Origin of the sequence: Bacillus sp. FSL R5-0654 (genome assembly GCF_038008745.1) — a bacterium.
In the GTDB taxonomy this organism is placed as follows: domain Bacteria; phylum Bacillota; class Bacilli; order Bacillales; family Bacillaceae; genus Bacillus; species Bacillus safensis.
Genome location: NZ_JBBOZV010000001.1, coordinates 3,579,467 through 3,602,477 on the forward strand (window position 1 = coordinate 3,579,467; position 23,011 = coordinate 3,602,477).

Annotated in this window: 25 protein-coding genes; 7 read left to right on the forward strand and 18 right to left on the reverse strand. The window is 42.3% G+C overall.

All coding sequences use genetic code 11. From position 1 onward, the window contains the following. Nucleotides 1–194: 194 nt before the first annotated feature. The 6 genes from NSS76_RS18310 to NSS76_RS18335 form a co-directional block, all read right to left on the reverse strand. Nucleotides 195–1,043: a polysaccharide deacetylase family protein gene (locus NSS76_RS18310; protein ID WP_133744385.1), complete on the reverse strand. Its 849-nt coding sequence runs from the start codon at nucleotides 1,041–1,043 to the stop codon at nucleotides 195–197. Between the two features lie 65 nt (nucleotides 1,044–1,108). Beyond that, nucleotides 1,109–1,438 (reverse strand): PTS lactose/cellobiose transporter subunit IIA, encoded by a 330-nt coding sequence (locus tag NSS76_RS18315; RefSeq protein ID WP_024423898.1) that lies wholly within the window; start codon nucleotides 1,436–1,438, stop codon nucleotides 1,109–1,111. Between the two features lie 19 nt (nucleotides 1,439–1,457). Then, nucleotides 1,458–1,781, reverse strand: coding sequence for a PTS sugar transporter subunit IIB (locus tag NSS76_RS18320; protein WP_133744384.1), 324 nt, complete (start codon nucleotides 1,779–1,781; stop codon nucleotides 1,458–1,460). A gap of 12 nt (nucleotides 1,782–1,793) precedes the next feature. Then, a complete protein-coding gene (locus tag NSS76_RS18325; RefSeq protein WP_133744383.1) occupies nucleotides 1,794–3,227 on the reverse strand; it encodes a glycoside hydrolase family 1 protein in 1,434 nt (477 codons plus the stop codon). A 31-nt stretch (nucleotides 3,228–3,258) separates the two neighbouring features. Further along, nucleotides 3,259–4,569 (reverse strand): PTS sugar transporter subunit IIC, encoded by a 1,311-nt coding sequence (locus NSS76_RS18330; protein WP_024423901.1) that lies wholly within the window; start codon nucleotides 4,567–4,569, stop codon nucleotides 3,259–3,261. A gap of 89 nt (nucleotides 4,570–4,658) precedes the next feature. Continuing rightward, nucleotides 4,659–6,617, reverse strand: coding sequence for a BglG family transcription antiterminator (locus NSS76_RS18335; RefSeq protein ID WP_341082593.1), 1,959 nt, complete (start codon nucleotides 6,615–6,617; stop codon nucleotides 4,659–4,661). Between the two features lie 137 nt (nucleotides 6,618–6,754). Between NSS76_RS18335 and NSS76_RS18340 the strand changes: the two genes are divergently transcribed. After that, nucleotides 6,755–6,958 (forward strand): hypothetical protein, encoded by a 204-nt coding sequence (locus NSS76_RS18340; protein ID WP_024427523.1) that lies wholly within the window; start codon nucleotides 6,755–6,757, stop codon nucleotides 6,956–6,958. 47 nt (nucleotides 6,959–7,005) lie between these two features. Here NSS76_RS18340 and NSS76_RS18345 read toward each other — a convergent pair whose 3' ends face one another. The 6 genes from NSS76_RS18345 to NSS76_RS18370 form a co-directional block, all read right to left on the reverse strand. Further along, on the reverse strand, nucleotides 7,006–7,431 hold the full coding sequence (locus NSS76_RS18345; RefSeq protein WP_024423904.1) for a YwqH-like family protein: 426 nt from the start codon (nucleotides 7,429–7,431) through the stop codon (nucleotides 7,006–7,008). A gap of 287 nt (nucleotides 7,432–7,718) precedes the next feature. Further along, nucleotides 7,719–7,982 carry a YwqI/YxiC family protein gene (locus tag NSS76_RS18350; protein ID WP_024423905.1) on the reverse strand — a complete coding sequence of 88 codons (264 nt, stop codon included), beginning with the start codon at nucleotides 7,980–7,982 and terminating at the stop codon, nucleotides 7,719–7,721. Between the two features lie 37 nt (nucleotides 7,983–8,019). Continuing rightward, entirely contained in the window at nucleotides 8,020–8,445 is a 426-nt protein-coding gene (locus NSS76_RS18355) for a YwqH-like family protein (RefSeq protein WP_024423906.1), read from the reverse strand. A gap of 295 nt (nucleotides 8,446–8,740) precedes the next feature. Further along, the gene (gene nhaC, locus NSS76_RS18360; protein ID WP_024423907.1) at nucleotides 8,741–10,147 is read right to left on the reverse strand and encodes a Na+/H+ antiporter NhaC; all 1,407 of its coding nucleotides are present in this window, start codon (nucleotides 10,145–10,147) and stop codon (nucleotides 8,741–8,743) included. A gap of 143 nt (nucleotides 10,148–10,290) precedes the next feature. Beyond that, nucleotides 10,291–11,712 (reverse strand): aspartate ammonia-lyase, encoded by a 1,422-nt coding sequence (gene aspA, locus NSS76_RS18365; protein ID WP_024423908.1) that lies wholly within the window; start codon nucleotides 11,710–11,712, stop codon nucleotides 10,291–10,293. Nucleotides 11,713–11,740: 28 nt separating this feature from the next. Continuing rightward, nucleotides 11,741–12,730, reverse strand: coding sequence for an asparaginase (locus NSS76_RS18370; protein ID WP_003215391.1), 990 nt, complete (start codon nucleotides 12,728–12,730; stop codon nucleotides 11,741–11,743). A gap of 205 nt (nucleotides 12,731–12,935) precedes the next feature. Between NSS76_RS18370 and NSS76_RS18375 the strand changes: the two genes are divergently transcribed. Beyond that, the gene (locus tag NSS76_RS18375) at nucleotides 12,936–13,283 is read left to right on the forward strand and encodes a helix-turn-helix domain-containing protein (protein WP_044334362.1); all 348 of its coding nucleotides are present in this window, start codon (nucleotides 12,936–12,938) and stop codon (nucleotides 13,281–13,283) included. A gap of 53 nt (nucleotides 13,284–13,336) precedes the next feature. On the opposite strand, the gene NSS76_RS18380 is transcribed toward NSS76_RS18375, so the two are convergent. From NSS76_RS18380 to NSS76_RS18400, 5 genes are all read right to left on the reverse strand, one after another. Continuing rightward, nucleotides 13,337–13,801 carry a helix-turn-helix domain-containing protein gene (locus tag NSS76_RS18380; RefSeq protein ID WP_024423909.1) on the reverse strand — a complete coding sequence of 155 codons (465 nt, stop codon included), beginning with the start codon at nucleotides 13,799–13,801 and terminating at the stop codon, nucleotides 13,337–13,339. Nucleotides 13,802–13,900: 99 nt separating this feature from the next. Continuing rightward, nucleotides 13,901–14,428: a YfjD family protein gene (locus tag NSS76_RS18385; protein ID WP_206534215.1), complete on the reverse strand. Its 528-nt coding sequence runs from the start codon at nucleotides 14,426–14,428 to the stop codon at nucleotides 13,901–13,903. Nucleotides 14,429–14,449: 21 nt separating this feature from the next. Next, nucleotides 14,450–15,208, reverse strand: coding sequence for a hypothetical protein (locus NSS76_RS18390; RefSeq protein WP_341082595.1), 759 nt, complete (start codon nucleotides 15,206–15,208; stop codon nucleotides 14,450–14,452). A gap of 12 nt (nucleotides 15,209–15,220) precedes the next feature. After that, nucleotides 15,221–16,417 carry a DUF6861 domain-containing protein gene (locus NSS76_RS18395; RefSeq protein ID WP_024427531.1) on the reverse strand — a complete coding sequence of 399 codons (1,197 nt, stop codon included), beginning with the start codon at nucleotides 16,415–16,417 and terminating at the stop codon, nucleotides 15,221–15,223. A 4-nt stretch (nucleotides 16,418–16,421) separates the two neighbouring features. Then, the gene (locus NSS76_RS18400; protein WP_024427532.1) at nucleotides 16,422–16,745 is read right to left on the reverse strand and encodes a WXG100 family type VII secretion target; all 324 of its coding nucleotides are present in this window, start codon (nucleotides 16,743–16,745) and stop codon (nucleotides 16,422–16,424) included. Between the two features lie 226 nt (nucleotides 16,746–16,971). Between NSS76_RS18400 and pepT the strand changes: the two genes are divergently transcribed. Then, a complete protein-coding gene (pepT, locus tag NSS76_RS18405; protein ID WP_044334367.1) occupies nucleotides 16,972–18,204 on the forward strand; it encodes a peptidase T in 1,233 nt (410 codons plus the stop codon). Between the two features lie 289 nt (nucleotides 18,205–18,493). Further along, on the forward strand, nucleotides 18,494–18,673 hold the full coding sequence (locus NSS76_RS18410; protein WP_008345664.1) for a hypothetical protein: 180 nt from the start codon (nucleotides 18,494–18,496) through the stop codon (nucleotides 18,671–18,673). Between the two features lie 83 nt (nucleotides 18,674–18,756). Here NSS76_RS18410 and NSS76_RS18415 read toward each other — a convergent pair whose 3' ends face one another. Continuing rightward, nucleotides 18,757–19,434, reverse strand: coding sequence for a DUF3298 and DUF4163 domain-containing protein (locus NSS76_RS18415; RefSeq protein ID WP_025093777.1), 678 nt, complete (start codon nucleotides 19,432–19,434; stop codon nucleotides 18,757–18,759). A gap of 161 nt (nucleotides 19,435–19,595) precedes the next feature. On the opposite strand from NSS76_RS18415, the gene NSS76_RS18420 reads away from it, so the two are divergent. The 3 genes from NSS76_RS18420 to NSS76_RS18430 all read left to right on the forward strand — a co-directional run bounded on the left by NSS76_RS18420 (nucleotide 19,596) and on the right by NSS76_RS18430 (nucleotide 22,974). After that, a complete protein-coding gene (locus NSS76_RS18420) occupies nucleotides 19,596–20,453 on the forward strand; it encodes a MurR/RpiR family transcriptional regulator (RefSeq protein ID WP_024427535.1) in 858 nt (285 codons plus the stop codon). Nucleotides 20,454–20,651: 198 nt separating this feature from the next. Further along, the gene (garR, locus tag NSS76_RS18425) at nucleotides 20,652–21,545 is read left to right on the forward strand and encodes a 2-hydroxy-3-oxopropionate reductase (RefSeq protein ID WP_341082596.1); all 894 of its coding nucleotides are present in this window, start codon (nucleotides 20,652–20,654) and stop codon (nucleotides 21,543–21,545) included. A gap of 7 nt (nucleotides 21,546–21,552) precedes the next feature. After that, on the forward strand, nucleotides 21,553–22,974 hold the full coding sequence (locus tag NSS76_RS18430) for a four-carbon acid sugar kinase family protein (protein ID WP_044334422.1): 1,422 nt from the start codon (nucleotides 21,553–21,555) through the stop codon (nucleotides 22,972–22,974). Nucleotides 22,975–23,011 lie beyond the last annotated feature (37 nt).

Here is a 23,011-nt window from a genome sequence, read left to right on the forward strand (position 1 = left end):
TTGAGGTGTTTCTTACGATGTAGGGTTTGAATGACAATTTTAAAAAACAGAACTCCCCTGGTCATGAAAGTTCTGTCCATCTAAGTCTCTCTTATAATAACAGTTGAAACCAAGACATATCATGTCAAGGTGTATGGGCGGTGATTCATTTTGGCGAAACTTGTCGTAAAATGTTTCATGTGAAACATTGATCGTTACTTCCCTTCGACCAGCCTGCCAAAGCTTTCTGGTGAAAGTCCCGGTGAAATGCGGACGCGGTGCAAGGACATCATGCCTTGTTCCTTCTTCGCATGTCCTGGTTCAGTGGTGACAGCCATTTGATATCCAGCTTCCTTCGCCAGCTTCAACGTCTCTTCATTATAGCGCCCGACAGGATAGCTGACCATTCTCGTACGCTGAGAAAATCGCTGATCGAAGAATGCCTTTGATCCTTTTAATTCCTCTTCCTGCTGCTGCTTTGATAATCGGTTGAGCTCTAAATGATGAATCGTATGACTCTCAATCGATATCCCATGTGCCATCATCTCATCCATTTGCTCATCCGTTAAGTGATTTGGACGGCCAATGGATTGCTCAATCATGAAAATCGTTGCTTTCATTCCATACTGCTTTAAAATTGGAAATGCCTTTGTATAGTTATCCGTATATCCATCATCAAATGTAATGAGGACACTCTTCTTACTTGGCATCGAATTTGTTGTGAAAACGCGGTACGCCTCTTCTGGCGACAGCGTGACATAGTCATTGTCCTTCAGCCATTTCATATGAGATGCAAATTCGCTCTTAGGCACACGTAACGAGTTGCCGCTTGAGATACTATGATACATCAAAATCGGAAGCTCGACCGGCTCCTTTTGCTTCATCCAGGTTTTTGTCTCTATCACTGCCGTTTCTTTTTTCTGCTGTATCTCTTTTGTTTGTAATAAACCCTTTTCCTCTTTGACGACTTGCTGGCTTCCTTCCGCCTGCTCCTTTATTCCCATACAGCCCGAAATGAGCAGCAGTATAAGACCAATCGTCATCAGCATACATGTTTTTTTCATTCACCAATCCTGCTTTCTCTTTATCTACCGAATGATTATAACAGAAATTGGTTATTCATTGACAACTATTTTGACAGGGTATTCATTTTTTTACACATTTCGATCATTTCGATGGCGAGCAGATGGATGGTCTCTGTTGTGAGCATTTGATCTTCTGCATGTATCAGCAGTAAAGAAAACGGAAGCTGTTCACCTGCCGCCTCTTTTTGAATCAGCGACAGATGCAGGTTGTGGATGCTTCGAAACGCTTCCTCCCCTTTTTCGATCAACTGCTGCGCTTTTTCAAAATCATCAGCTCTTGCTAGACGAATCGCTTCTACATAATGACTTCTTGCCTCGCCTGCATGGGCAATGATTTGAAAGGCTGCTCCCTGCATTTCCTCTAATACCGTCATCTGCTTCTCCTCCAATTACTTAAGATTCATTTGCTAGTTTCAGTGCATGCTCTAGAATTTTTTCTCCGTTTGCTGTTCCGTATAATCTCACATTGACGACATCGACAGGGATTCGATAAGGTGCCGCTGTTTTTTCTGCTGCTTTTTTCATAAAACTAACTTGCGGTCCAAGTAAAATCGCCAGTACATCCTCTCCATGCTCTTCTAGTTCATCCGCAATGGCTCCTTCAGGTATAGCATAAATATAGTAATCCAGCCCTTTAGCTTCTGCGGCAGCCTTCATTTTGGACACCACAATGGACGTTGACATTCCTGCTGCACAAGCGAGAATGATTCGTTTCATATCCCATCACTCCTATTGATAAATGACTTCTGTTTCAACCTGCAGTTCCCTTGTTTTGATTAATGTCTGGTACCAATACGCAGATGCTTTCAGCTGACGATTTCGTTCATTCTCCAGCTGGATTTCGACTAATCCGTAGCGGTTTTTAAAGGCATTCATCGGTGAGACATTGTCTGTAAATGCCCAAAGCATATAGCCTGTGCAATTTGATCCTTCTGCTTTCGCTTGAAGTGCCCGCTTCAAATGCTGGCTGATAAATGAAATGCGATACTGATCATCAATGATACCGTCTTCTGTTTTAAACCGTTCTTCCTTTTCGACACCCATGCCATTTTCTGCCACAAACCACTCAATATTTCCGTATTCTTCTTTTATTCTCATCCCCATATCATAGACAATCTTCGGGTAGATTTCCCAGCCTCTGAAAGGATTCATTTTTCTCCCTGGAAGCTCAAACATATCGTAATAATAGGATGGATGAAAAGGTGTTCCTTCGTTCCAAGCCTTACTCGGTGCCTTGACACGATGCGGATAGTACAAGTTAAGCCCAACGACATCCACCGTATGATTCTTGATGATCTGAAGCTCTTCCTCTGTGGAATCGAAAAGAATATCATGCTTTTTCAACACATCGATCAGTTCCTCTGGATACTCCCCTTTGATGGAAGGATCTAAGAACACTCGATTAAAAAACAAGTCATACATACGTGCCGCTTCTTGGTCATGCGGGGCAGACGATCTTGCATACGTCACTTCTGGATTGAGAATCACGCCGATTTTGGCTCCTGCCGATTCCTTCAACCCCATCTCCTGAAACAGCTTCACCACTTTTGCTGTTGCCAGAGCTTTATGATAGTTCCACTGCATCCATTTCTTCGTATTTTGCTCAAACGGATATCGGATCGCATCTAGATAAACACGTGTCTGAACAACAATCGGTTCATTAAAACTAAACCAATGCTTGACCCGGTCTCCGTAGCGCTCAAACACCTTTTCTGCATAAAGTACAAACAGCTCGACAACATGCTTTGATGACCATCCGCCGTACTTCTCAAACAAAACGGCAGGAAGTTCATAGTGCTCTAAGCAAAACATTGGTTCTACACCTGCTGCGATTAATTCATTGATCAGATCATCAATGTAACGAGCATATGCCTCATCCACTATCCCATTCTCGTAATCTATGAGAAACCTCGACCAGTTGATCGATGTCCTGTAATGTGTCAGCCCAATCTCTTTCATTAAGGCTACATCTTCAGGGTAGCGCTCGTAAAAGTTTGTCGCACCAGCAGGACCATAGCCTTCGTGCCACACATGATATCCTTCCTTATACCATAAGTCGATGTACGAGTCCTGATGCGCCCGCTTTCCCTTCCATCCCTCGGTCTGCCAAGCAGAAGCCGCAGCACCTAGGATAAAATCACTTGGAATCTCAATTCTGTTCATGTCGCCGCCTCCCTTTTCTTCGTCTGAATGTTTATTCTGAATCTGGTGCCGCTTCTGGCTTGCGGTTAGACAAGAGTACAAACGGTAAATAGATGAAAACAGCCACCACAATACAGATAAGCTGTGTAATGACAGCGCCCATACTGCCAGCGGTGGACAGCCATGCATTCACAAGCGGCGGTGTCGTCCATGGCACCATCACGACCGCTTTTCCAGCGAATCCTGTAGCCGTCGCAATATAACCAATCGTACCTGTCACAAGCGGTGTGACGATAAATGGAATCGCCATCACAGGGTTTAGCATGACAGGTAATCCAAAAATAACGGGTTCATTGATGTTGAACAGTCCGGGTCCTGATGAGAGCTTGGCAATACTTCGCATCTCTTCCCTTCTCCCAGCAATAAAAATCGCAACCAAAAGACCAATGGTCACACCTGAACCACCGATGCTCATATACACATCCCAAAACGGCATCGTGATGATATTCGGTATCTCTTTTCCCTCTTGAAATGCTGTCATATTCACTGCAATCGATCCTAATAAGAGCGGCTCCCGGATCGGCTTAATCATCTGGTTGCCATGGATGCCGATCACCCAGAAGAATTGCGCCACAAACATCAACGTTAAAATCCCAGGCAGCCCCTGTACAACACTTTCTAACGGACGCTGCACCACGTTATACACTGCTTCATGCAAATAAATGCCTGTCACACGATGAAATGCAAAGCCGAATGAACTAATGATTGTAATTGTAATGATGGATGGGAAAAGTGACGAAAAAGATGTTGCCACATTCGACGGAACCGAATCCGGCATCTTGATTTGGAGCCATTTCACCTCGGTCAGCTTACAAAAAATCTCCACAGATACGATCGCAATGATCATCCCTAAAAATAAGCTTTTTGGATCAGAAAATTGTCTTGCCAACACGTCAACAACCTCACGCATCGATCCATCGACTTCAAGAAGAAGTGTCGTTGGAATAACAGATATAAATGAAATCAATGCCATCAATCCTGGGAACAGAGACTTGTGACCGTTGATTTTCCCAAGCTCAATCCCAATGAGGAACACAGCCCCAATGGTTAAAAAGTTCAGCGTGGCATAATTGATTGCCTTCATAATAGGCTGAAGCTCTGCTAAAAACCTGAATATCTCAAAATGAGCAAGCCCTGTCTCCGGGCTCATGATCATATTCGCCACCAGTACAGCAAAAGCTCCTGTAATGATGATCGGCATCAGTGTGACAAATGCCTGTTTAATCGCCATAATATATTTCTGGTTGGTGATGCGATAAGCCACATGCCCCATAACATCTGCCGCTTTCTCCTTGAAGCTCATGATCCGTCTCCCCCTTTGCAAAAACTCGTGATCATCCTCCTTTTTGATGTTATTTTAAAAGCGCTTTCATTAACATCTAATCTTTTTCCTCACAGATGCGGAAATGGGTGCCGCGTTTTTTCATTTGGATACTCCAATACTTGAAGCGCAGCTGTCAGTTCTTCAAATGAAGCGGCTTTGATGAGCTGTTCCACCACTTCCTTCCGTTCTGTCAGCCGCACAAGAAATTGATAAAGCGACTGTAATTCTTTTTGATACGTCTTCTGGATGCTTAACAAGCATACGACTTGTACTCGATCTTCTCCCCACAGCACCGGCTTTTTCAACGTACAGATCGCACAAAACGTGTCATCTGTTGCCGGTTTAATAGGATGAGGAATCGCAACCAAATGACCGAAAGATGTGGGTGATACTTGCTCTCTTTCTAACAATAATTGTTCAAACTCGTCTGGGATTCGATGCTGCTCCTTTAGCACGTTCACAAAAAATTGAAGAACCTCTTCCCTTGATTGGAGATCTTGCTGAAAAAATGTCAGCGCCGGACTCACATACCGCAAAACTCCTGTATCCTGTGAATTCTGCACAAATCGTTTCAGCCGCACAATATCATCGTCACTTAGAATCGTATGTACATCAATGACTGGCACCGGCAATGTATTTTGAAGCGGAATGGTACTAATAATAAAATCAATGCTTCTTAAATCATACGAAGGAAGTTCCCCGACACTTGCAGTTCCAGCGATCTCCAGCCTTCCGTTAAAAGCTGCCGTGAGTTTATGAAGAAGAAGCTGGCTGCTGGCGACACCCGTCGCACACACAATAAGACATGTCTTTCTTACATGCTGTGATTTTGTCCGCTCGATTGCAGCCCCAATATGAAGTGCCAAATATCCGATTTCATCCTCAGGAATCTCAACACCCTCTTTTTCCTTCAGCCATCTGCCCATATAAACACCCGCCTCAAACGCAATGGGATAATGCCTTTTAATGTCTGGTAAATAAGGATTTCGGATGTTCATATCGTATTTAAAACGATGAATGGCAGAACGCAAATGAAGACTTAAACCAACGATCAGCTCCTTATCAAACTGAATATCAAGTGACATGTGCTCCTCTACATAAGCAAGCAATTGGTGAGTGAAACGAAAATGGTCTTCGTCCAGCAGATGAAATAGCGTATGGCCAGCCTCTCCATAAGCCATCATCTTTGCTCCCATTAAGTGAATCGCAATGTACGCCATTTCAGATAATGGAAAATCAATCGCTAATACGCGGCGAATATCTTCTGCCATTTGTTGAGCTACCTGAAAAACTGGCTGCACTTGAATTTCTCTCAATTCCGCTTCTGGCATCTTAACCAGCTTTTTTTCTTCAATTCGTTTGCATGCGATGGCAATGTGGGTCACTAAATTACTTAAACCGATTTCTGATAGATGAAGTCCAGTGGCTTTTGTACGTGAACGCACGATGTCCTGAATCAATTGATACGTTTCTTCAGGTAACAGTGCAGCATTCGCATGCTCCTGCTGAAACAAATGCTCAGCCATACAATATCTTAATTTCATTTCATCGCCTGTCAGACGAAGGCCATATTTAGGCCGGTGCGATATAGAAAGTCCATGCAATGAAAACAAGTGCCTGACAGCTTTCAAATCATTTTTCACTGTAGATTCACTCACAAATAATTCCTCTGCCAACCCCTCTAATTTGATATAGTCTTCTGACAGAAGCAGCCTTTTTAATAGATAAGCCACACGGTCCTCAGGCTGATTGGGAATGGACGGTTCCTTTTTCTCATTCCTTTCTCTCAGTGAGGTTTTCAAAAATGTACGAAATGCTCCATAATCTTCAACGCTCAATGTATACCCTGCCCCGCGTTTAATATGCAGTGCGGCACCATGTTCTTCTAAGATCACTTTAAGCGCTTTCATATCTGTGCGGATGGTTCTTGATGTGACTCCGATCACACGGGCGATTTCTTCACTTGTCAGTTCCTGCTCCGCTTGCATCAATCGTTTCAGAAGCTCCTCCTGACGTAGAGATAGCATAGGCTCTCCTCCCTTGGCATTTACTTTTGCCTATCATCATAAACGAAAATAGAACTCTTTGCCCAGTATTTCTTTCAAATCGGGAACCTTGATATGGCTCATTCGTATGAATATGAAACTAGAGGAGGGATGCTTTTATGTTTGTTGTCATTATCATATTAGCTTTTTTAGGAGCCATCATTGCCAGCTTGTTCGCATCAAATGATAAACGTGCATCTGCTAAGCGTTCTGCACATCATAGCTCAACGACGAGCACTTATACTGATTCGTATACCCATCACGCTTCTGAAGCCTCCTGTGGGAGTGATTCAGGTGACAGCGGCGGTGGTGGATGTGACTAAACAAAAAAACAGCCGCCTTTTAAGAGACGGCTGTTTCGTTTATGGTTTTAAAGAGCTTTCCAGCCCCGTTCAATCAAATGTTTAACATCCTTTGCAAAATCCTCGCCCTTTTCCATCACGTCCTGAGCTCTTCCTGCAAAGTTACTGGCAACAGCCAGCTCCATTTTTTTCAATTCAAAGTGTAAGATTTTTTGATCAATCTCTGTTATATATTTTTCATATTCATTGTTGACGACGTCGTGCATCACGCTGTAAGCATCTTTCCGGTGGCGATGAAAGTCGGTTCCTCTCTCGCCTTTCCATGACGAATCTAGTGCAGGCTTCTTAATTTCTTTGATATCTGACTGGGCAAGATCTTGTTCTGTTCGAATATTACTTTTGGCTGTCTTTAACCGAGAGATCATTTCGTCAAATTCTGCACGTTTGTTCTCAATTCCCATATGCAGATGGTGCAGCATCTCGGATAAACTCATGTCATCCACCTCTATCTGACCTCATACGAAAGCACGGCGTGAGCGCCTTTGGAAACCATCGACTCACTTGATTTTTCCAATCCTGACATTTCTATCGTTCTGCTTTCATTAAGTATAGTATAAGGCGAAAAGCCTCAGGCTTAAATAGGGAAAAGGTGTCCTTTTAGCGACGCGTTTGGAAGAAAAACGGAATAATACAAGGTCTTACACCCTGAATTTAATATGAGACTTTAATACCACACTCACATTATGTCAATGGTACCCATAAATAAAAGCGATTGTGCTGATTATTTTGCAGCAATCGCTTCGTCTTGTTCTTTTAATGTTTTCACGTTAGAACGTGTATCCTGAACATTTTTAATTAAGGCTTCTTTAAAGCTTGAGACCATTTCGCTCACTTCTGCTTCACGTGCCGTCCACTTGGTTACAAATTCAAGGCTGTTTTCACCCGCTTTATCTGCTGCTTTTTTCATCGCTAAAGCTTCGACGGCTTGGGAGACTTCATCTAGTTTATCCATAACTGTTTGGTAGTTTAACTTAATTTGTCCCATTGTGATATCCTCCAGATTTGTTCAGCATGAAACTCGTTTACAAGCTGCTCCATGCTTTTGAGATCAAGCGTTTTGCGTCCTCTACTGCGTCTTCTCCTTTTTCAGCAAGACGTGCGGCGTCTCCAGCTAAGGAACTGGCAAAGGATAACGCAGCTTGTTCTGCTTCTAATGTACTGATTTTGAATTCGATACGGCTCACGTAGCGTGGGTATTGATCGTTCACGATCGTTTGCAGCGCATCATGTGCTTCATTTCGGTCTGTTTTGAAATCTTGGCTTCGCTCACCTTTCCAAGAGGTCCCAAGCTTTGGCTGCTTGATTTGCTTTAAATCTGTTTCTGCCGCATCTTGTTCACGTTCAACCTTGCTTTTCGCCTTTTTGAGTCGAGCGATTTTCTCTTCAATTTCTGCTTTTTTATTTGAAATGCCACCGTTAAGGGCAGACAGCATATCCGATAAGCTCATATGGGTTCCTCCTCCTGTCAAAAAATAAAAACGCTGCTTAGAGTCTCTCTAAACGAGCGTAAGGTGATTAGCACTTTTTCCAATATTGTTATTATAAGGTTCAAAGACTCATGTTTGAATAGGGATTTGTGCCCTTTTTATGGGATAAATATGCTTTCATTCTGCTTCACACTACCCCTTTCGACCTCATTTACAGGAGGTCTAAACTCCTGTTCGTTTGCTATATGTCACATATAGTCTCACGGTCCTAGGACAAACAAAGCCGCCCCGTTCAGGAGCGGCTTTTGCAAACGGCTTATGAGGCCGATTCTTCGCTTTCTTGTTGATCTTTCACGTACCAAATGAATTTACCCGTATATCCGTAAATGATCGCAAGACCAATGGCGACAAAGCTCAACCACATAAATGGTAAATAAGAGAATGTCGATACGCCAAGAATTCCTGCCATGTAAATCCCGTTATCTGACCATGGAACCATACCAGAGGTCATTGTTCCCCCGACCTCAGCGTTTCTAGATAGAACGCGTCTGTCTATTTTTAATTTATCATAGCTTTTTTCCATAATTTTCGGTGTAAGAATTAATGAAACGTACATTGCACAGCCGAAGATATTTGCGAAGAATGCAACAACAAGTGTAGATAGGGTTACATTCCCTGCATTATATAATTTCTTCTCGAAAGTAGCGACAATCACTTTTAAGACGCCGAGATATTCAAGTACTCCACCAAAACCAAGTCCGAGAATAATGACTACTAGAGATCCAAGCATATTCACAATACCGCCGCGATTTAACAGCGTATTTAAGAAATCTACATCTGAATTAATAGAGAAGCCATTGTATGCTGAACCAATCGCATCAGCTGGATTCATTCCTTGGAAAGCCATCGCCCAAATAGATCCTAAAAGAGCACCAATGGCTATAACAGGCATTGAAGGTTTCTTAAATACGAGCAGTAATACAACCACTACTGCTGGGATGACCATCCAAATGTTGATTGTGAATGTATCATGAAGGGCATTTTTCAAAAATTCTACTTTATCTTGATCAATGTTGCGTCCGCCATACATAAAGCCTGTAACCGTAAACATAATCGCCGTAATCACAAAGGCTGGTATGGATAAAACCATCATTGCTCGAACATGCGCCAGCACGTCCACTTTTGAAAGTGAGGAAGCGAGCACTGTACTATCTGATAATGGGGATAATTTATCTCCAAAATAAGCACCAGATAAGACGGCCCCTGCTACGATCGGAAGTGGAATACCAAGACCTTCACCAATTGCGATCATCGCAATCCCTGCCGTTCCAACTGTACCCCAAGAAGTTCCTGTTGCAACGGACATGATTGCACAGATGACAAGTGTAGCTAGTAAGAAAATATTAGGATGAATAAATTCCAGTCCATAATAAATTAATGTGGGTACCACTCCGCCGGCAATCCATGTTCCAACAAGTGCACCTACAGCAATTAAAATCAAAACAGCCTCTAAACCATTCGATATCCCTTTTGTAATGGCGTTTTGAAGATCTTTGTATGAATGCCCCAATCGAATACCTAAAGCAATAACCATAAACCATGAGATAAACAATGCTAGCTGAATATCTAATTTGAAGTAAAGAGTAAATGATAAAACAATCGCTAAAAACAAGCCAAGTACAGCTACGACTTCTAAAATAGATGGTAGACGTGGTGATTTCATTGTGTTTCCTCCCTTTGTGCGTGCGTTAAGCGTTTTCAAAATATTGTGAAAAAAGTGTGTCAATTCGAAAGAAAGTGAATTGCCTGTTTTTCTCTTTTTCACAGGCAATTCCACATATTAATAAAATAAAATTTTTGATATTATTATCGCTCTAGGAGCTCTGCACCCGCAATGCCAGGCTTTGTCATCTCAAATGGATTTAAGATAATATCAAGTTCTTCTTCCGTTAAAACATCGTACTGCAAGCAAAGATCTCTGATCGATTGTCCTGTTAAAATGGCTTCTCTTGCAATTCTAGCGGCTGCTTCATAGCCTAAGTGAGGGTTCACGGCAGTGATCACGCCTGCACTTTTTTCTACATATTCTTTCAAACGTATTTCATTTGCTTCAATGTCCGCTAAGCAATGATCTGTGAATGAGCGGAATCCGTTATTCATTATACTAATAGATTGAAGCAAATTAAAGACCAGAACAGGTTCCATCACATTTAACTCAAGCTGGCCTGCTTCAGAAGCAAGACAGATCGTGTGGTCGTTCCCAATGACTTGGAATGCGATTTGGTTAATGAGCTCTGCCATGACTGGATTGACTTTCCCAGGCATGATGGATGATCCAGGCTGGCGGGCTGGCAATGCGATTTCAGCAAGACCTGCGCGCGGACCAGATGCCATTAAGCGAAGGTCATTGGCAATCTTAGACATGTTCATCATGCATACTTTTAAAGCGGCGGATACTTCTGTGTAAGCATCTGTATTTTGCGTTGCATCCACGAGATGCTCTGCACCTACAAGAGGAAGACCAGATATATCAGCGAGCTTCTTCACCACGATTTCAATATAACGAGGATCTGCGTTTAAGCCTGTCCCAACAGCTGTTGCACCCATATTGACTTCATATAAATGCTGTTTTGATTGGTTGATCCGCTTAATATCACGGCTCAGCACACGGCTGTAAGCTTCAAATTCCTGTCCCAAACGGATTGGAACAGCATCCTGAAGGTGCGTACGTCCCATTTTGATCACATGATCGAATTCTTTCGCTTTCTTTTGAAAGACGTCCTGCATGACTTGCATCGTTTCAAGCAGAATGTCTAACTGCTTGAGCACAGCAATGTGGATTGCCGTTGGGAATGAATCATTCGTTGATTGCGACATGTTCACATGTGTGTTTGGGCTTAAATGAATGTATTCTCCCTTTTGATGTCCCATGATTTCTAGTGCTCTGTTTCCAATCACTTCATTGGCATTCATATTCATGGACGTTCCTGCGCCGCCTTGAATTGGATCGACAATAAAGTACTCGTGAAGCTTGCCTTCAATGACTTCGTCAGACGCTTGAACGATGGCATTTCCAATTCCCTCATATAAACGTCCAACTTCCATATTAGCTTGAGCTGCTGCTTTTTTCACGATGGCAAAGGCTCTGATTAGTTCCTCGTGCATCCGATATCCTGTAATCGGGAAATTCTCTTTTGCACGAAGGGTTTGAACCCCATAATACACGTCTGCTGGAATTTCTTTTTCACCAAGAAAATCCTTCTCATAGCGATAAGTTGCTTGAACCATCTCTTATGACCTGCTTTCTATAGAATAGTTAAATCACTAAATCTTCTGCGATTGGCGTTTCCATAATCTTTTTGACTTCTCTTGGATCTGTTGTTTTGCCTAGTGCCCACATCAGTTTCGGCACGATAGCTTCTGTATTCATATTTCTTGAACGTGCCACCAATTCTTGATTGATCTTGCGTCCTACCTCATACACACTCATGTCTTCTCCTTCTTCAAGACACTGAGTGGTGATGACAACAGAAATGCCTTCTTCCAGCAATTCGTTGATCTTTTCTAAAAGGTTTCTTCCTTCGAAAGGAATTCCGCCGCTGCCGTAGCTTTCGATGACGACTCCTTTGTATACACCTTTGATTGCATCTAAGAATTCAGGCTTTAGACCTGGATGCAATTTCAAAAGACAAACGTCGGTGTTTAAGGATGCGTCTAATTTAAGCGGTTTCATTGACGATCTTTTTACTTTGCTATTGTATTCAATTTGATGGTTTTCAATCGATGCAATATATGGGTAGTTAATGCTTTCAAATGCATCGTAGCTTTTCGTTCTTAGTTTGATCGCACGTGTTCCTTGGATGACCCTGCCATCAAACACGACATACACGCCGCCAACACCGTCACATGCAAAGCGAATTGCATCTGTGATGTTTTTCTTCGCATCTGTTTTCTTAAAAGTAATCGGAATTTGTGAACCTGTAATCACGATCGGCTTATCAGGATTTTGCAGCATATAAGACAGCGCTGCTGATGTATAGGCCATTGTATCGGTTCCGTGAGTAACGACAAATCCGTCATACTGATCATAATTCTCATAAATGGCTGTTGCGATATCAACCCAGTATTCAGGCTGCATATTTGTACTATCTATACTCATTAGGGACTTTGTGTCCATTGTATATTCTGCATTAATTTCGTTTAAATAGCTCAAAAGATCCTCAGCTTTAACACCTGGAGCTAAACCATTTTCACTCTCTACAGATGCAATCGTCCCACCAGTCGTTAAAAGCAATAATTTCTTCAACAGGTCCACCTCTTTCGTAAAATTACTTCGTTTGTCACACATATTATAAGCTAGCTTGTGCTATTCTATAATATACGCTTTACGCGTACCTTTATTGCCATTATAGTCACATAACGCGAATTAATCAAGAAATTGTTACGCATAACGCGTACATTCTATGTCAAAATATGATATACTGTTGTTGTAAATAAAGGAGCGTTCATGTATGATACTCGATCGTTTAACCACCCTTAGAAAAAAGAAAAAATGGTCTCTCCAGCATACGGCAGATCGCCTAGGTATCGCCAAAAGCACCTATGCCGGTTACGAATCTGGGTACCGACGACCTTCGCTTGAAGCAGTGAAGCTGATGGCTGATTTGTATGATACGTCCATTGATTTTTTACTTGGTAGAACGGACGAGCCAGAGATACAACGCAAAATCTCTGATATCAAAATTGAACTGACGGAAGCAAAAGAAGGAACCATTTATGTAGACGGCGTTCCCCTAAATGATGAAGAAATCAAACAGCTTGTTGCCTTTATTCGGGCGAAAAACACTCTAAAAGTATAAACACAGAAAAGAGAGGCACCTTATATACAGGTGCCTCTCTTTCCTTTTCAATCTCAATATGGAGAAGACAGCTGGCTTAATTCCTCTAGCCGCCGCTTCGCTTCTTCTTTATTAAACGAACTATAATAGCGATAATTCTCCTCATCTAAGATGCGGTAATGCTGACTAAGTACATTTTGCTGAAGGCGAAACGTGCCTTTTTTGACAGACGTCCTCCACCAAACCTTGCCGCCAATCGTACGCTCTACTGATAGATGTAATTCATCATGTGCCACAACTTCCAAAATCTCGAGCGGGTCATCCCCTAGGGTCCCTTTCAAAATGTCACTATCTCTGAATAATGCACATACGGCCGCGGATTGCGTCCAGTTGAGACGCAGCCTGTTTTTTTCAACCTGCTGTAGATGCCGTTTCGATAGACCAAGTACCTCCGCCATACGATCCTGCGTATAATCCTTTTCTTTTCGAATCCGTGCCATTTGTTCTGTGACGAGGTCGATTACCATCTCTTTATCCATCTCTCATCACCTCTTTCGAGTGTTCAGTCTTTACTGACATCATACACGATTTCTTCGAAAAAGTGGCGCCTCATCCTATAGAATTCTGACAAAAACAGCTTAGTCGGTCTTTTCTTCTCCTTGGCCATGCTGCTGTCTCCAATTTTCTTGGGCTGTCTGATGTAAATATGGATAGATCTCCTGTTTGACGCTCTGCTCAAATACTTCTTCATCTAAAATGCTGTACGCCGGAATTTTGATCAATTTCCCATCTACTTTCCGAATGAGCACATCCATGAAAAGAAATCCTCTTATACTGTAACGATGCCTGCGCATGTCAATTGATTGAATATCTTGAAAAGAGATCGTTCGCTCCCGGTGCAGCACAGCGCCATTCTCTCCGCGCTGAATGCGAAAAATCACATTTCCCCTCTTCGTAAAAGCAGGCAAAATCATCAAAAAGGAGATCCAGCCATAGACAATACCTAATAGTCCGCCTAAAAATAAAAACAATGTATAGTTCGATTCAAATGTAAGAGCTTCCGAAAATAACCAAATACCGATGATACCGAAGCCGCCCGTTGCTAAGAATGCCCATACTCTTAAAAAAGGTCTGCTCCTTACTTCTATTACTTCACTTGGATTCAAGCGTCATTCTCCTTTTCTCCATTAGAATATAGAACGTAACCCGTCTTGATGAGCCGTCTCAATGCGAAATTGATTTTCTTTTATTCCTGATACAAGCCACGATTGGTTCTCACCTGGAATCACAAATATCATGGACTCCACATCAGGCGTATTATTTTTGTCATAGACGACCTTCATGAGAGAGTCCAACTTTCCTTTTCTCGTCTGTACATCAGAAACAAATGCCTTTACGAGTTCTTGATTCTCCGCTTTATTCAGGAAGGATGGCCACTCATTTTTCGCTTCGCTTGCCTGTTCTAACAGCATTTCAAATTCCTCTGCCTGCAGGCTGATGACAGGTTCAGGGTGATCATTCATCTGTATGTTGAAAAAGGCTGTCACTTGCTCCTCTGCCTGCTGATCGCTGCCTAGTTTGCGAATCTGATGCACTTGTTGATCATAAAGCGTATGATGCGCATATACTCCCGCCTGTGTTGTGTGAAAGGAGGTACTGACTTCTTCATCTGTGTCTCCAAATTTAGATGCCTTGATCGTGTGAGAGGCATCATTCATCGCCTGGATGAAATGACGGTATTCCGCTTTATAACGGTATTGTCTGTTTCGAAATTCCAGTACACCTTTTGCAAGCAAAGAGCGGCACGCAATTTCAAATAAAAACCCCAAGCGCTCGTCCTCTACTTCAGGATAATAGGCCTCCTTTAAGGACATCCCTTGTTCAAAATAGCCTTCACTGTAAAAACTAAAGATGAGTTCCTCAATACTTAGACTTAGCTCATCCAACTTGATCTCTCCTTATCCAAAAGAAAATGCACCCTTAAAGAAATCGCCTGCACCCTTTATGAGCGAATCTGCGGTTTCTTTTGTTTTTTCTATCCCTTTATGTATCACCTGATTTGCCTGATCAATGGTATCATTCACTGCTTTCACACCTTGACCCGCCAGTTCGAATGCTTTTTTCCCTTTATCCACGACTGCATGAATCGGGTCCTTTAATTTCACTGCCATCTGTTCAGCAAAACCGGATGTCAGCTTGGCGACTTTTTCTCCAATAAATCCACCTACTGCTGAACCAATGGCTCCCCCAACAACGGTTCCAATCGGACCTGCAAAGCTGCCAAGAGCACCGCCGACAACGGCACCTGCGACAGAACCGCCAGCGATAAAGACCGTATTGTTCACTGCATTTCCAACAGCCTTTGCATTTTCACGCTTAAGAACTTCTGGCTGATCACCGAATTCTGCATAGTTCTCGGCAATTTTCAATCCACAGCCAACCGTTTCTGTTGCACCAGTGACAACTGTTGCAATGATGGCATTTCCTTTCGCAAATCTTGCACCATTTTTCAGAACAGACTTAATCGCAGCCGTGTCCTTCCAATTAATACTTCCTTTTGTAAAATCACGGACACTGTTTGTGAACGCAACTGTATCGTCAGGATAAAATTTTGTGAATTTCTTATGGACCAAGTCAGCCATCGGCCAGTTCGATCTTTTTAATAATTCTTTTTTACTCAGCCAAATCCTTGCTAACCGGTCAAATCTCGTTCCTTCTACCCGGCTGGTCAGATCAAGCAGCAGCTTTGAATGCTGCGCTGCATATCGGCCATTCTCTTTAATGAAAGTCGTCATCCCAAGCCCGTAATATTTCGCCTGCATCATCACGATACCAGCTAAGCTCGTGAGTGTACCATATTGATCATAGATACTGTACAATTTCCGCAATATATCATCTGCTTCGACCATTTTATCGGTTGCATGACGAATGGCAATATCATCACTGCTCAATTTGCTGATTAATGCCTGTCCTGCTCCCCATGCATCCCCGACACCAGAAAAACAGCTTCTATACCGAGGATCGCAACCTAAAATCAGCCCGTCCAGTTCACTATGTAAATCGCGGTGCTTCGTTTCAATGGCTGACAGCTCACCTACAAAATCATTCGCCAGCCCAGTCAGCTGATCTGGATCAACCACAATGTCACGTGCCATCACATCATCTCCCTTCTCGGTTTCTTTCTCTCCGTTCTTCTCGTCTCTTTCGCTCAAGCTCTTCCATTCTGGCAATTTCAGCTTTACGCTCCTCAATTTTGACTGCTGCATCCCGCAGTTCCTGACTTGTTTCAAGCAAATCTTTTTCAAATTGATCGTAGCGTGCCGTTGTTTCTTCAAAGCTTTGATCAAATTTATCCCTTGCTTCTCCCTGCCAGCCTGATCCTACTGCCTTCAGCCGATTTTCCAGCAGCTGCTTGGACTGCCGAATCTCATCAGCCGCTTCCTGAAACTTTTGAGCGAGTGCCAGCGTTTGACTAGAATCCAACTTTCGCACCCCTTTCTCCCAATTTAACGTACAAATGGATGATTTTATATGTCCTCATTATAAATAAAAAGACACCCAAAAAAATCACCCTAAAGAACCATTCAGCACATTACCTAATGAAAGTAGGCCTTTTTCCTCTCTAATTGCCAGAGAAAGCCTTTCTTGTTATGAAGCGCATTCAAGACGTGATAAAATGGACGTATTCTACAAAAGGAGTGACGTATAGATGAAAGAGGAAATGATTCAGCGTTTCACAAGTTATGTGAAGGTAGATACGCAGTCAGATGCAGAAAAGGAAAGCTGCCCATCTACTGAAGGACAATTGAACCTGGCGAGACAGCTTGTTGAAGAGATGAAATCCATCGGGATTCAAGAAGTGACTATGGATGAAAACGGCTATGTCATGGGGACAATCCCATCTAACACAGACAAAGACGTGCCGACCATTGGCTTTCTGGCTCATATCGACACAGCCACTGACTTCACCGGAAAAAATGTAAAACCGCAGCTTCATAAGAACTATCAAGGCGGCGACATTACCTTAAATGAAGATCTACATATCGTTTTATCTCCACAACAGTTTCCAAATTTACAAAAGTACCAAGGACATACGCTGATTACAACAGATGGCACAACCCTGCTTGGTGCAGATAACAAAGCTGGTATCGCAGAAATTATGACAGCTATGCATTACCTCATCGAACACCCAGAAATCAAGCATGGGAAAATCCGCGTCGCTTTTACGCCAGATGAAGAGATTGGCAGAGGGCCTCACAAGTTTGATGTTGATGCCTTTGGCGCTTCCTATGCGTACACAATTGACGGCGGACCGCTTGGCGAGCTGCAATATGAAAGCTTCAACGCAGCAGGCGCGAAAGTATCCATTAAAGGAAACAACGTCCACCCAGGAACAGCAAAGGACAAAATGGTCAGCGCTGCGAAAATTGGGATGCTCTTTCACAATAAACTTCCTTCTGAAGAATCTCCAGAATATACAGAAGGCTACGAAGGCTTTTTCCACCTAACGAAATTTGTAGGGGAAGTAGAAGAAGCTGAGCTGCAATATATTATCCGTGATTTTGATAAACAGAAATTCAACAATCGCAAGGCACTGTTTGAAAAAATAGCAAATGACTTAAAAGCCACGTACGGAGAAAACAGCATCACCCTCAGCATTCAGGATCAATATTATAATATGAGAGAAAAAATTGAGCCGGTGAAACATATTGTGGACATTGCTCATGAAGCCATGGAAAATCGCTCAGTAACACCGGTCATTGAACCAATCCGCGGCGGCACAGATGGCTCCCAGCTTTCATATAAAGGTCTACCAACGCCAAACATCTTTACTGGCGGGGAAAATTTCCACGGTAAATATGAATTTATTTCCGTTGAAAACATGGTGAAAGCAACCGAAGTTATCGTTGAAATTGCCCGTTTATTTGAAGAAAAAGCATAGACATGTTTACAACCGTTCCTGTTCGGGAACGGTTTTTTAATAAAAGTTTACAATTTTCTGAAACTTTTATGACACTTATTCGTACTAATAGAGACAACCCCAGAAAAAATTCTTCTTGACGAGTGAAATAACTGGAAATATAATAGTTAAAAACAACCAGTATTTTAGACCTAAAATAGCAGATTGAATGAACCTTAAGAACTAAACCAAGTCTGCTGCTTATTTTCAGTTATAAACATCACTCACCCTGTCTACACTTAAAGAATAGGATGAATTGGAGGAATGTCATATGATGATTTTATTGATTATCGCTTCACTTTGCTGCTACTTACTATTCTCTTTCAAAAAAGATAACCGCACCCAAAAAAGAAAAAGCGCAGAGCTTTCGGAGTTTGAAATCTTTCGTATGCGCCGCCACTACAACGGAAAACGCCGTCACCCACTAAACGATGCACCTAAACAAGTATAGATCCAAATAAAAGAGCCTCATGAGGGGGCTCTTTTGTTGAATAAACAGCAAAAAACGACCACTGAATCTGGTCGTTTTTCTTTTTATTTATATACCTTCGCAGGCACTTGAATCATAGGAATTCCAACATAATAAGGTGAAATTTCATATGGCTGGAAGACAACAGCAATTCCCTTTTTCGTGAAGTAATACTGCGTATTGTAGTTGATTTCAATGTCGCTTTTTTTCAGGTTCGCGTAGAATTTGCTTTTATGTTTCTTTGTGTAGTTATAAATATAATCTCTTACTTTCGTACGCTTTTTCTTTGTTTTCACAACGTCTGTCAAGAACAGCTGCTTTGTTTTTTTCTTTGTTAACACATAGTTCATGCTGGAAACCATCGTGTCTCCGTGCGCTCCACCGTTATACATGTAATCATAGTTTAAGATACTCAGTTTCTTACCATTGTTAAATTTCGTTTTATACGTTCTCTCATACGTGACCTTCCCGTAGCCTTCTTTTTTCGCTTCGTCCTTTAAGTACAAGTAAGTAGAATAAGAAAAGGCGATATCTTCTTTTAAATCACGATTGATGGTTTTCATATGCGTCTTGCTTAGATTTTTCACCTGTGCATATTTGAATGTTTTTTTCTTCTTATAATAGTGTGTACTTACTTTTGCTTTTTTTGCTTGTTTGGCATCAGCAGATCCAACTGGCGCAAACAAGGAAACAATCAGTGAGAAAATGAGCAGGCTGATCGTTAGGCCTTTTTTCATTGTCATAGTAAAAACCCCCATTTTTGTCTATTACCAAATGAGTATACCATGACAAAAGAACCAAAAGAAGTATTTTTTCCATATTATTCTTCATTTTTCCACATCGGGTTTGTTTACCGTTTTCATAAGTTCCTGTATGCTTAATGTAGAATGCTAGATGAAGTGTGGTGTTTATCATAGAAGAGAATATTTTTAGTCACATTCGGACAACGTTTCATAGTTTGTCCCCAACCCAGAAAAAGATTGCCAATTACATTTTACAAAACCCTCAGAAAGTTGTGCTTCATTCTATAAGTGCACTCGCTGCTGAATGCAGCACAAGTGAAACGACGATCTTTCGGTTTCTAAGAAAAATTGGCTATGAATCGTATCAAGTGTTTCGTGTCCATGTCGCACAGGATATCGCGACCAATACACCTCAATCCATATACGGTGAGATCGAGGCAACCGATAGTGTAGCTGACATTAAACATAAGGTCATAGAGTTAACAACAAACTCTATACAAGATATGAAGCATATTTTAGAAGATCATGCCGTCACACAATTCATTGAACACATGAAACAGGCACATAAAACCGTCTTTTTTGGAGCAGGCGCGTCCAGCTTTATTGCTGGGGATGCTTATCATAAGTTCCTGCAGCTTGGTTTTGAAGTAAGCCTATGCAGTGATCCGCACATGATGAATATGATTGCAACACACGCCACGGAACACGATTTTATCGTCGCAATCTCCCATTCAGGAGAGAGCAGAGAAATTCTTGACGCCGTACAGTTTGCAAAAGAAAAAGGGGCAAAGGTTGCTTCTATCACCAGCTATCCGAAATCTGAGCTCGCAAAGCGGTCTGACTTTCATCTGCTTAGTTCTTCAAGAGAGACAACCTATCGATCAGACTCCATGATCTCCCGTATCAACCAGCTTGTGATCATTGATGTACTATACGTCACCGCTGTTTTAGAGCTAGGATCAAATGCCATTGAAAACGTGAAACGATCTCGATTAGCCGTAGCTAAAAATAAAACATAAACACAAAAGACCGGAGCTGATTCCGGTCTTTTTTTGTGACTTTTTTCATATTTTCCGTTGACACGTTCCTATCACGTCATGTACATTAAATGAACAATAGTTTATTTCCTACTATTAAATTTAAAAGATAGTATATATACTAACATAATGAAAAGAAAGCGCTTTTTGTAAGGGTTTTCTATATAGGAGGCGGACAACGTGACAAAGAAGATTGGATTCATTGGACTAGGTATTATGGGAAAACCTATGGCACTCAATCTATTAAAAGCTGGTCATACTTTGACAGTTTTTGACCTAAATGAGGAAGCGATTCGATCGTTACAAAAAGCCGGAGCAAAAGGTGCTGTTTCAGCAGCTGAGGCAGCTTCTGAAAGCGATATCATCATCACAATGCTTCCTAAAGGAGAGCATGTAGAGGCAGTCGTTTCAGGTGATCAAGGCATTTTAACGACAGCTGCACCTGGCACTGTCATCGTAGATATGAGCTCAATTTCTCCTGTCACCTCCAGGGCTTTAGCTGCTCTTGCCCAACAGCATCAGGTGGAATTTATCGATGCACCTGTCAGCGGCGGAGAACCGAAGGCAATAGACGGAACACTTGCCATCATGGCTGGCGGCGAAGAATCCATCTTTGAGCAAGTGAAGGATGTCCTGCTTGCAATGGGCACTGAGGTCGTATTAGTTGGGGCAAATGGCAGCGGGACGACAGCGAAGCTTGCCAATCAAATCATCGTCAACTTAAATATTGCGGCCATGTCCGAGGCGCTCGTTCTAGCTGCTAAATCAGGCATTGCCATTGATAAGATGTATGAAGCCATCCGCGGCGGACTGGCAGGAAGTGCCGTGCTCGATGCAAAGGTCCCTCTCATCTTAGAACGAAATTTTGAACCTGGCGGACGCATCGACATCAACTTGAAGGATTTAACCAATGTCATGGAAACTGCTCATGATATAGGTGTTCCTCTTCCGCTTTCTAGTCAGCTGCTCGAAATCTTCCACGCCCTCAAAGCGGACGGAAAATCCGGGCTTGATCATGGCGGCATCGTTCAATATTACGAAAAAATGGCTCATGTCGAAGTAAAGAAAGGATGAGATGGTCATGAAACAAAGCACTGACATACTGAATGCCATTCCGAAAGCAGATTCAAAGGTCATTCAATCAGCATACGAACAAGCACTGAGCAGCTTTCAGCATAAAGTCATTGTATTAGACGATGATCCAACAGGGATTCAAACCGTACATGGCGTCTCTGTTTTCACCGATTGGTCAGAAGAAAGCATTGAGGCTGGTTTTCTTGAAGACAGCCGCATGTTCTTTATTTTGACCAATTCTCGCAGTATGACAGAGAAAGAAACTGCCGCTGCGCACAAAACAATCGCAGCAACCATTGTAAAGGTGGCTAAACGGCTTAATCAGGACTTCGTCATTGTCAGCAGAGGGGATTCTACTCTTCGTGGACACTTTCCGCTTGAAACTGAAGTACTCAAAACGACCATTGAACAGCAAAGCTCCCGCCAGTTCGATGGTGAAATCCTTCTTCCTTTTTTCCAAGAAGGTGGACGCTTTACGATCGACAATATTCATTACGTACAGGAAGGACATGAATTAATTCCTGCTGGTGACACAGAATTTGCAAGAGACCGTACATTCGGCTTTCAATCATCTCATCTTGGAGAATGGATTGAAGAAAAGTCAGAAGGAATGTTCACAAAAGAGAACACTACCTACATTTCGTTAGCTGATCTGAGGGCTTTACGCATTGATCAAATCAAACATCAGCTCATGAGTGTCAAGGATTTCAAAAAGGTGGTTGTAAACGCGGTGGACTATGACGATGTCAAAGTCTTTGTCACCGCTCTCATTGAAGCCATTCAAGCAGGACAGCAGCTGATGTTCAGAAGTGCGGCGGCGCTCACAAAAGTACTTGGCGGTATAGGGGATCAAGCCTTATTAACAAGAGATGCCTTGATACAAGAAGAAAGCCCGCATGGTGGTCTCATTATGATCGGTTCTCATGTGAAAAAAACAACAGAACAATTAAAAGCGCTGCAACAAAATAAAAAGATGGCTTTTATTGAATTTAATACCCACCTCGTGTTAGAGCCTGATGCCTTTCGCGAAGAAATTAACCGCGTCATTCAGCAAACTGAAGCACTGTTGGCAGCTGGTCAATCTGTGGCTGTTTATACAAGAAGAGAACGGCTTGATCTTGGGGATGATCGCCAAGAGGAAGAACTAAAACTCTCTGTACAGATTAGTGATGCTGTGACAAGTATTGTCCAGCGTCTCACCATTCGTCCTAAGTATCTTATTGCCAAAGGTGGAATTACTTCCAGCGATATTGGGACAAGAGGACTTAGCGTGAAACGTGCGACCGTGGCAGGTCAAATCAAACCAGGGATCCCTGTTTGGCAAACAGGAGAAGAAAGTAAATTCCCTTTCATGTCTTATGTGATTTTCCCGGGAAATGTTGGGGCAAAGGATACGTTAAAAGAAGCTGTAGACATACTTGAAGGATAAGGCATAGGGGGTGTTTGCGCCCCCTTATGCACCACAA

Excerpts from the sequence above, each read along its gene's own strand:
- NSS76_RS18310 (WP_133744385.1), bottom strand. The coding sequence starts at position 1,043 with ATGAAAAAAACATGTATGCTGATGACGATTGGTCTTATACTGCTGCTC.
- NSS76_RS18315 (WP_024423898.1), bottom strand. The coding sequence starts at position 1,438 with ATGACGGTATTAGAGGAAATGCAGGGAGCAGCCTTTCAAATCATTGCC.
- NSS76_RS18320 (WP_133744384.1), bottom strand. The coding sequence starts at position 1,781 with ATGAAACGAATCATTCTCGCTTGTGCAGCAGGAATGTCAACGTCCATT.
- NSS76_RS18325 (WP_133744383.1), bottom strand. The coding sequence starts at position 3,227 with ATGAACAGAATTGAGATTCCAAGTGATTTTATCCTAGGTGCTGCGGCT.
- NSS76_RS18330 (WP_024423901.1), bottom strand. The coding sequence starts at position 4,569 with ATGAGCTTCAAGGAGAAAGCGGCAGATGTTATGGGGCATGTGGCTTAT.
- NSS76_RS18335 (WP_341082593.1), bottom strand. The coding sequence starts at position 6,617 with ATGCTATCTCTACGTCAGGAGGAGCTTCTGAAACGATTGATGCAAGCG.
- NSS76_RS18340 (WP_024427523.1), top strand. The coding sequence starts at position 6,755 with ATGTTTGTTGTCATTATCATATTAGCTTTTTTAGGAGCCATCATTGCC.
- NSS76_RS18345 (WP_024423904.1), bottom strand. The coding sequence starts at position 7,431 with ATGAGTTTATCCGAGATGCTGCACCATCTGCATATGGGAATTGAGAAC.
- NSS76_RS18350 (WP_024423905.1), bottom strand. The coding sequence starts at position 7,982 with ATGGGACAAATTAAGTTAAACTACCAAACAGTTATGGATAAACTAGAT.
- NSS76_RS18355 (WP_024423906.1), bottom strand. The coding sequence starts at position 8,445 with ATGAGCTTATCGGATATGCTGTCTGCCCTTAACGGTGGCATTTCAAAT.
- nhaC (WP_024423907.1), bottom strand. The coding sequence starts at position 10,147 with ATGAAATCACCACGTCTACCATCTATTTTAGAAGTCGTAGCTGTACTT.
- aspA (WP_024423908.1), bottom strand. The coding sequence starts at position 11,712 with ATGGTTCAAGCAACTTATCGCTATGAGAAGGATTTTCTTGGTGAAAAA.
- NSS76_RS18375 (WP_044334362.1), top strand. The coding sequence starts at position 12,936 with ATGATACTCGATCGTTTAACCACCCTTAGAAAAAAGAAAAAATGGTCT.
- NSS76_RS18380 (WP_024423909.1), bottom strand. The coding sequence starts at position 13,801 with ATGGATAAAGAGATGGTAATCGACCTCGTCACAGAACAAATGGCACGG.
- NSS76_RS18395 (WP_024427531.1), bottom strand. The coding sequence starts at position 16,417 with ATGGCACGTGACATTGTGGTTGATCCAGATCAGCTGACTGGGCTGGCG.
- pepT (WP_044334367.1), top strand. The coding sequence starts at position 16,972 with ATGAAAGAGGAAATGATTCAGCGTTTCACAAGTTATGTGAAGGTAGAT.
- NSS76_RS18410 (WP_008345664.1), top strand. The coding sequence starts at position 18,494 with ATGATGATTTTATTGATTATCGCTTCACTTTGCTGCTACTTACTATTC.
- NSS76_RS18415 (WP_025093777.1), bottom strand. The coding sequence starts at position 19,434 with ATGACAATGAAAAAAGGCCTAACGATCAGCCTGCTCATTTTCTCACTG.
- NSS76_RS18430 (WP_044334422.1), top strand. The coding sequence starts at position 21,553 with ATGAAACAAAGCACTGACATACTGAATGCCATTCCGAAAGCAGATTCA.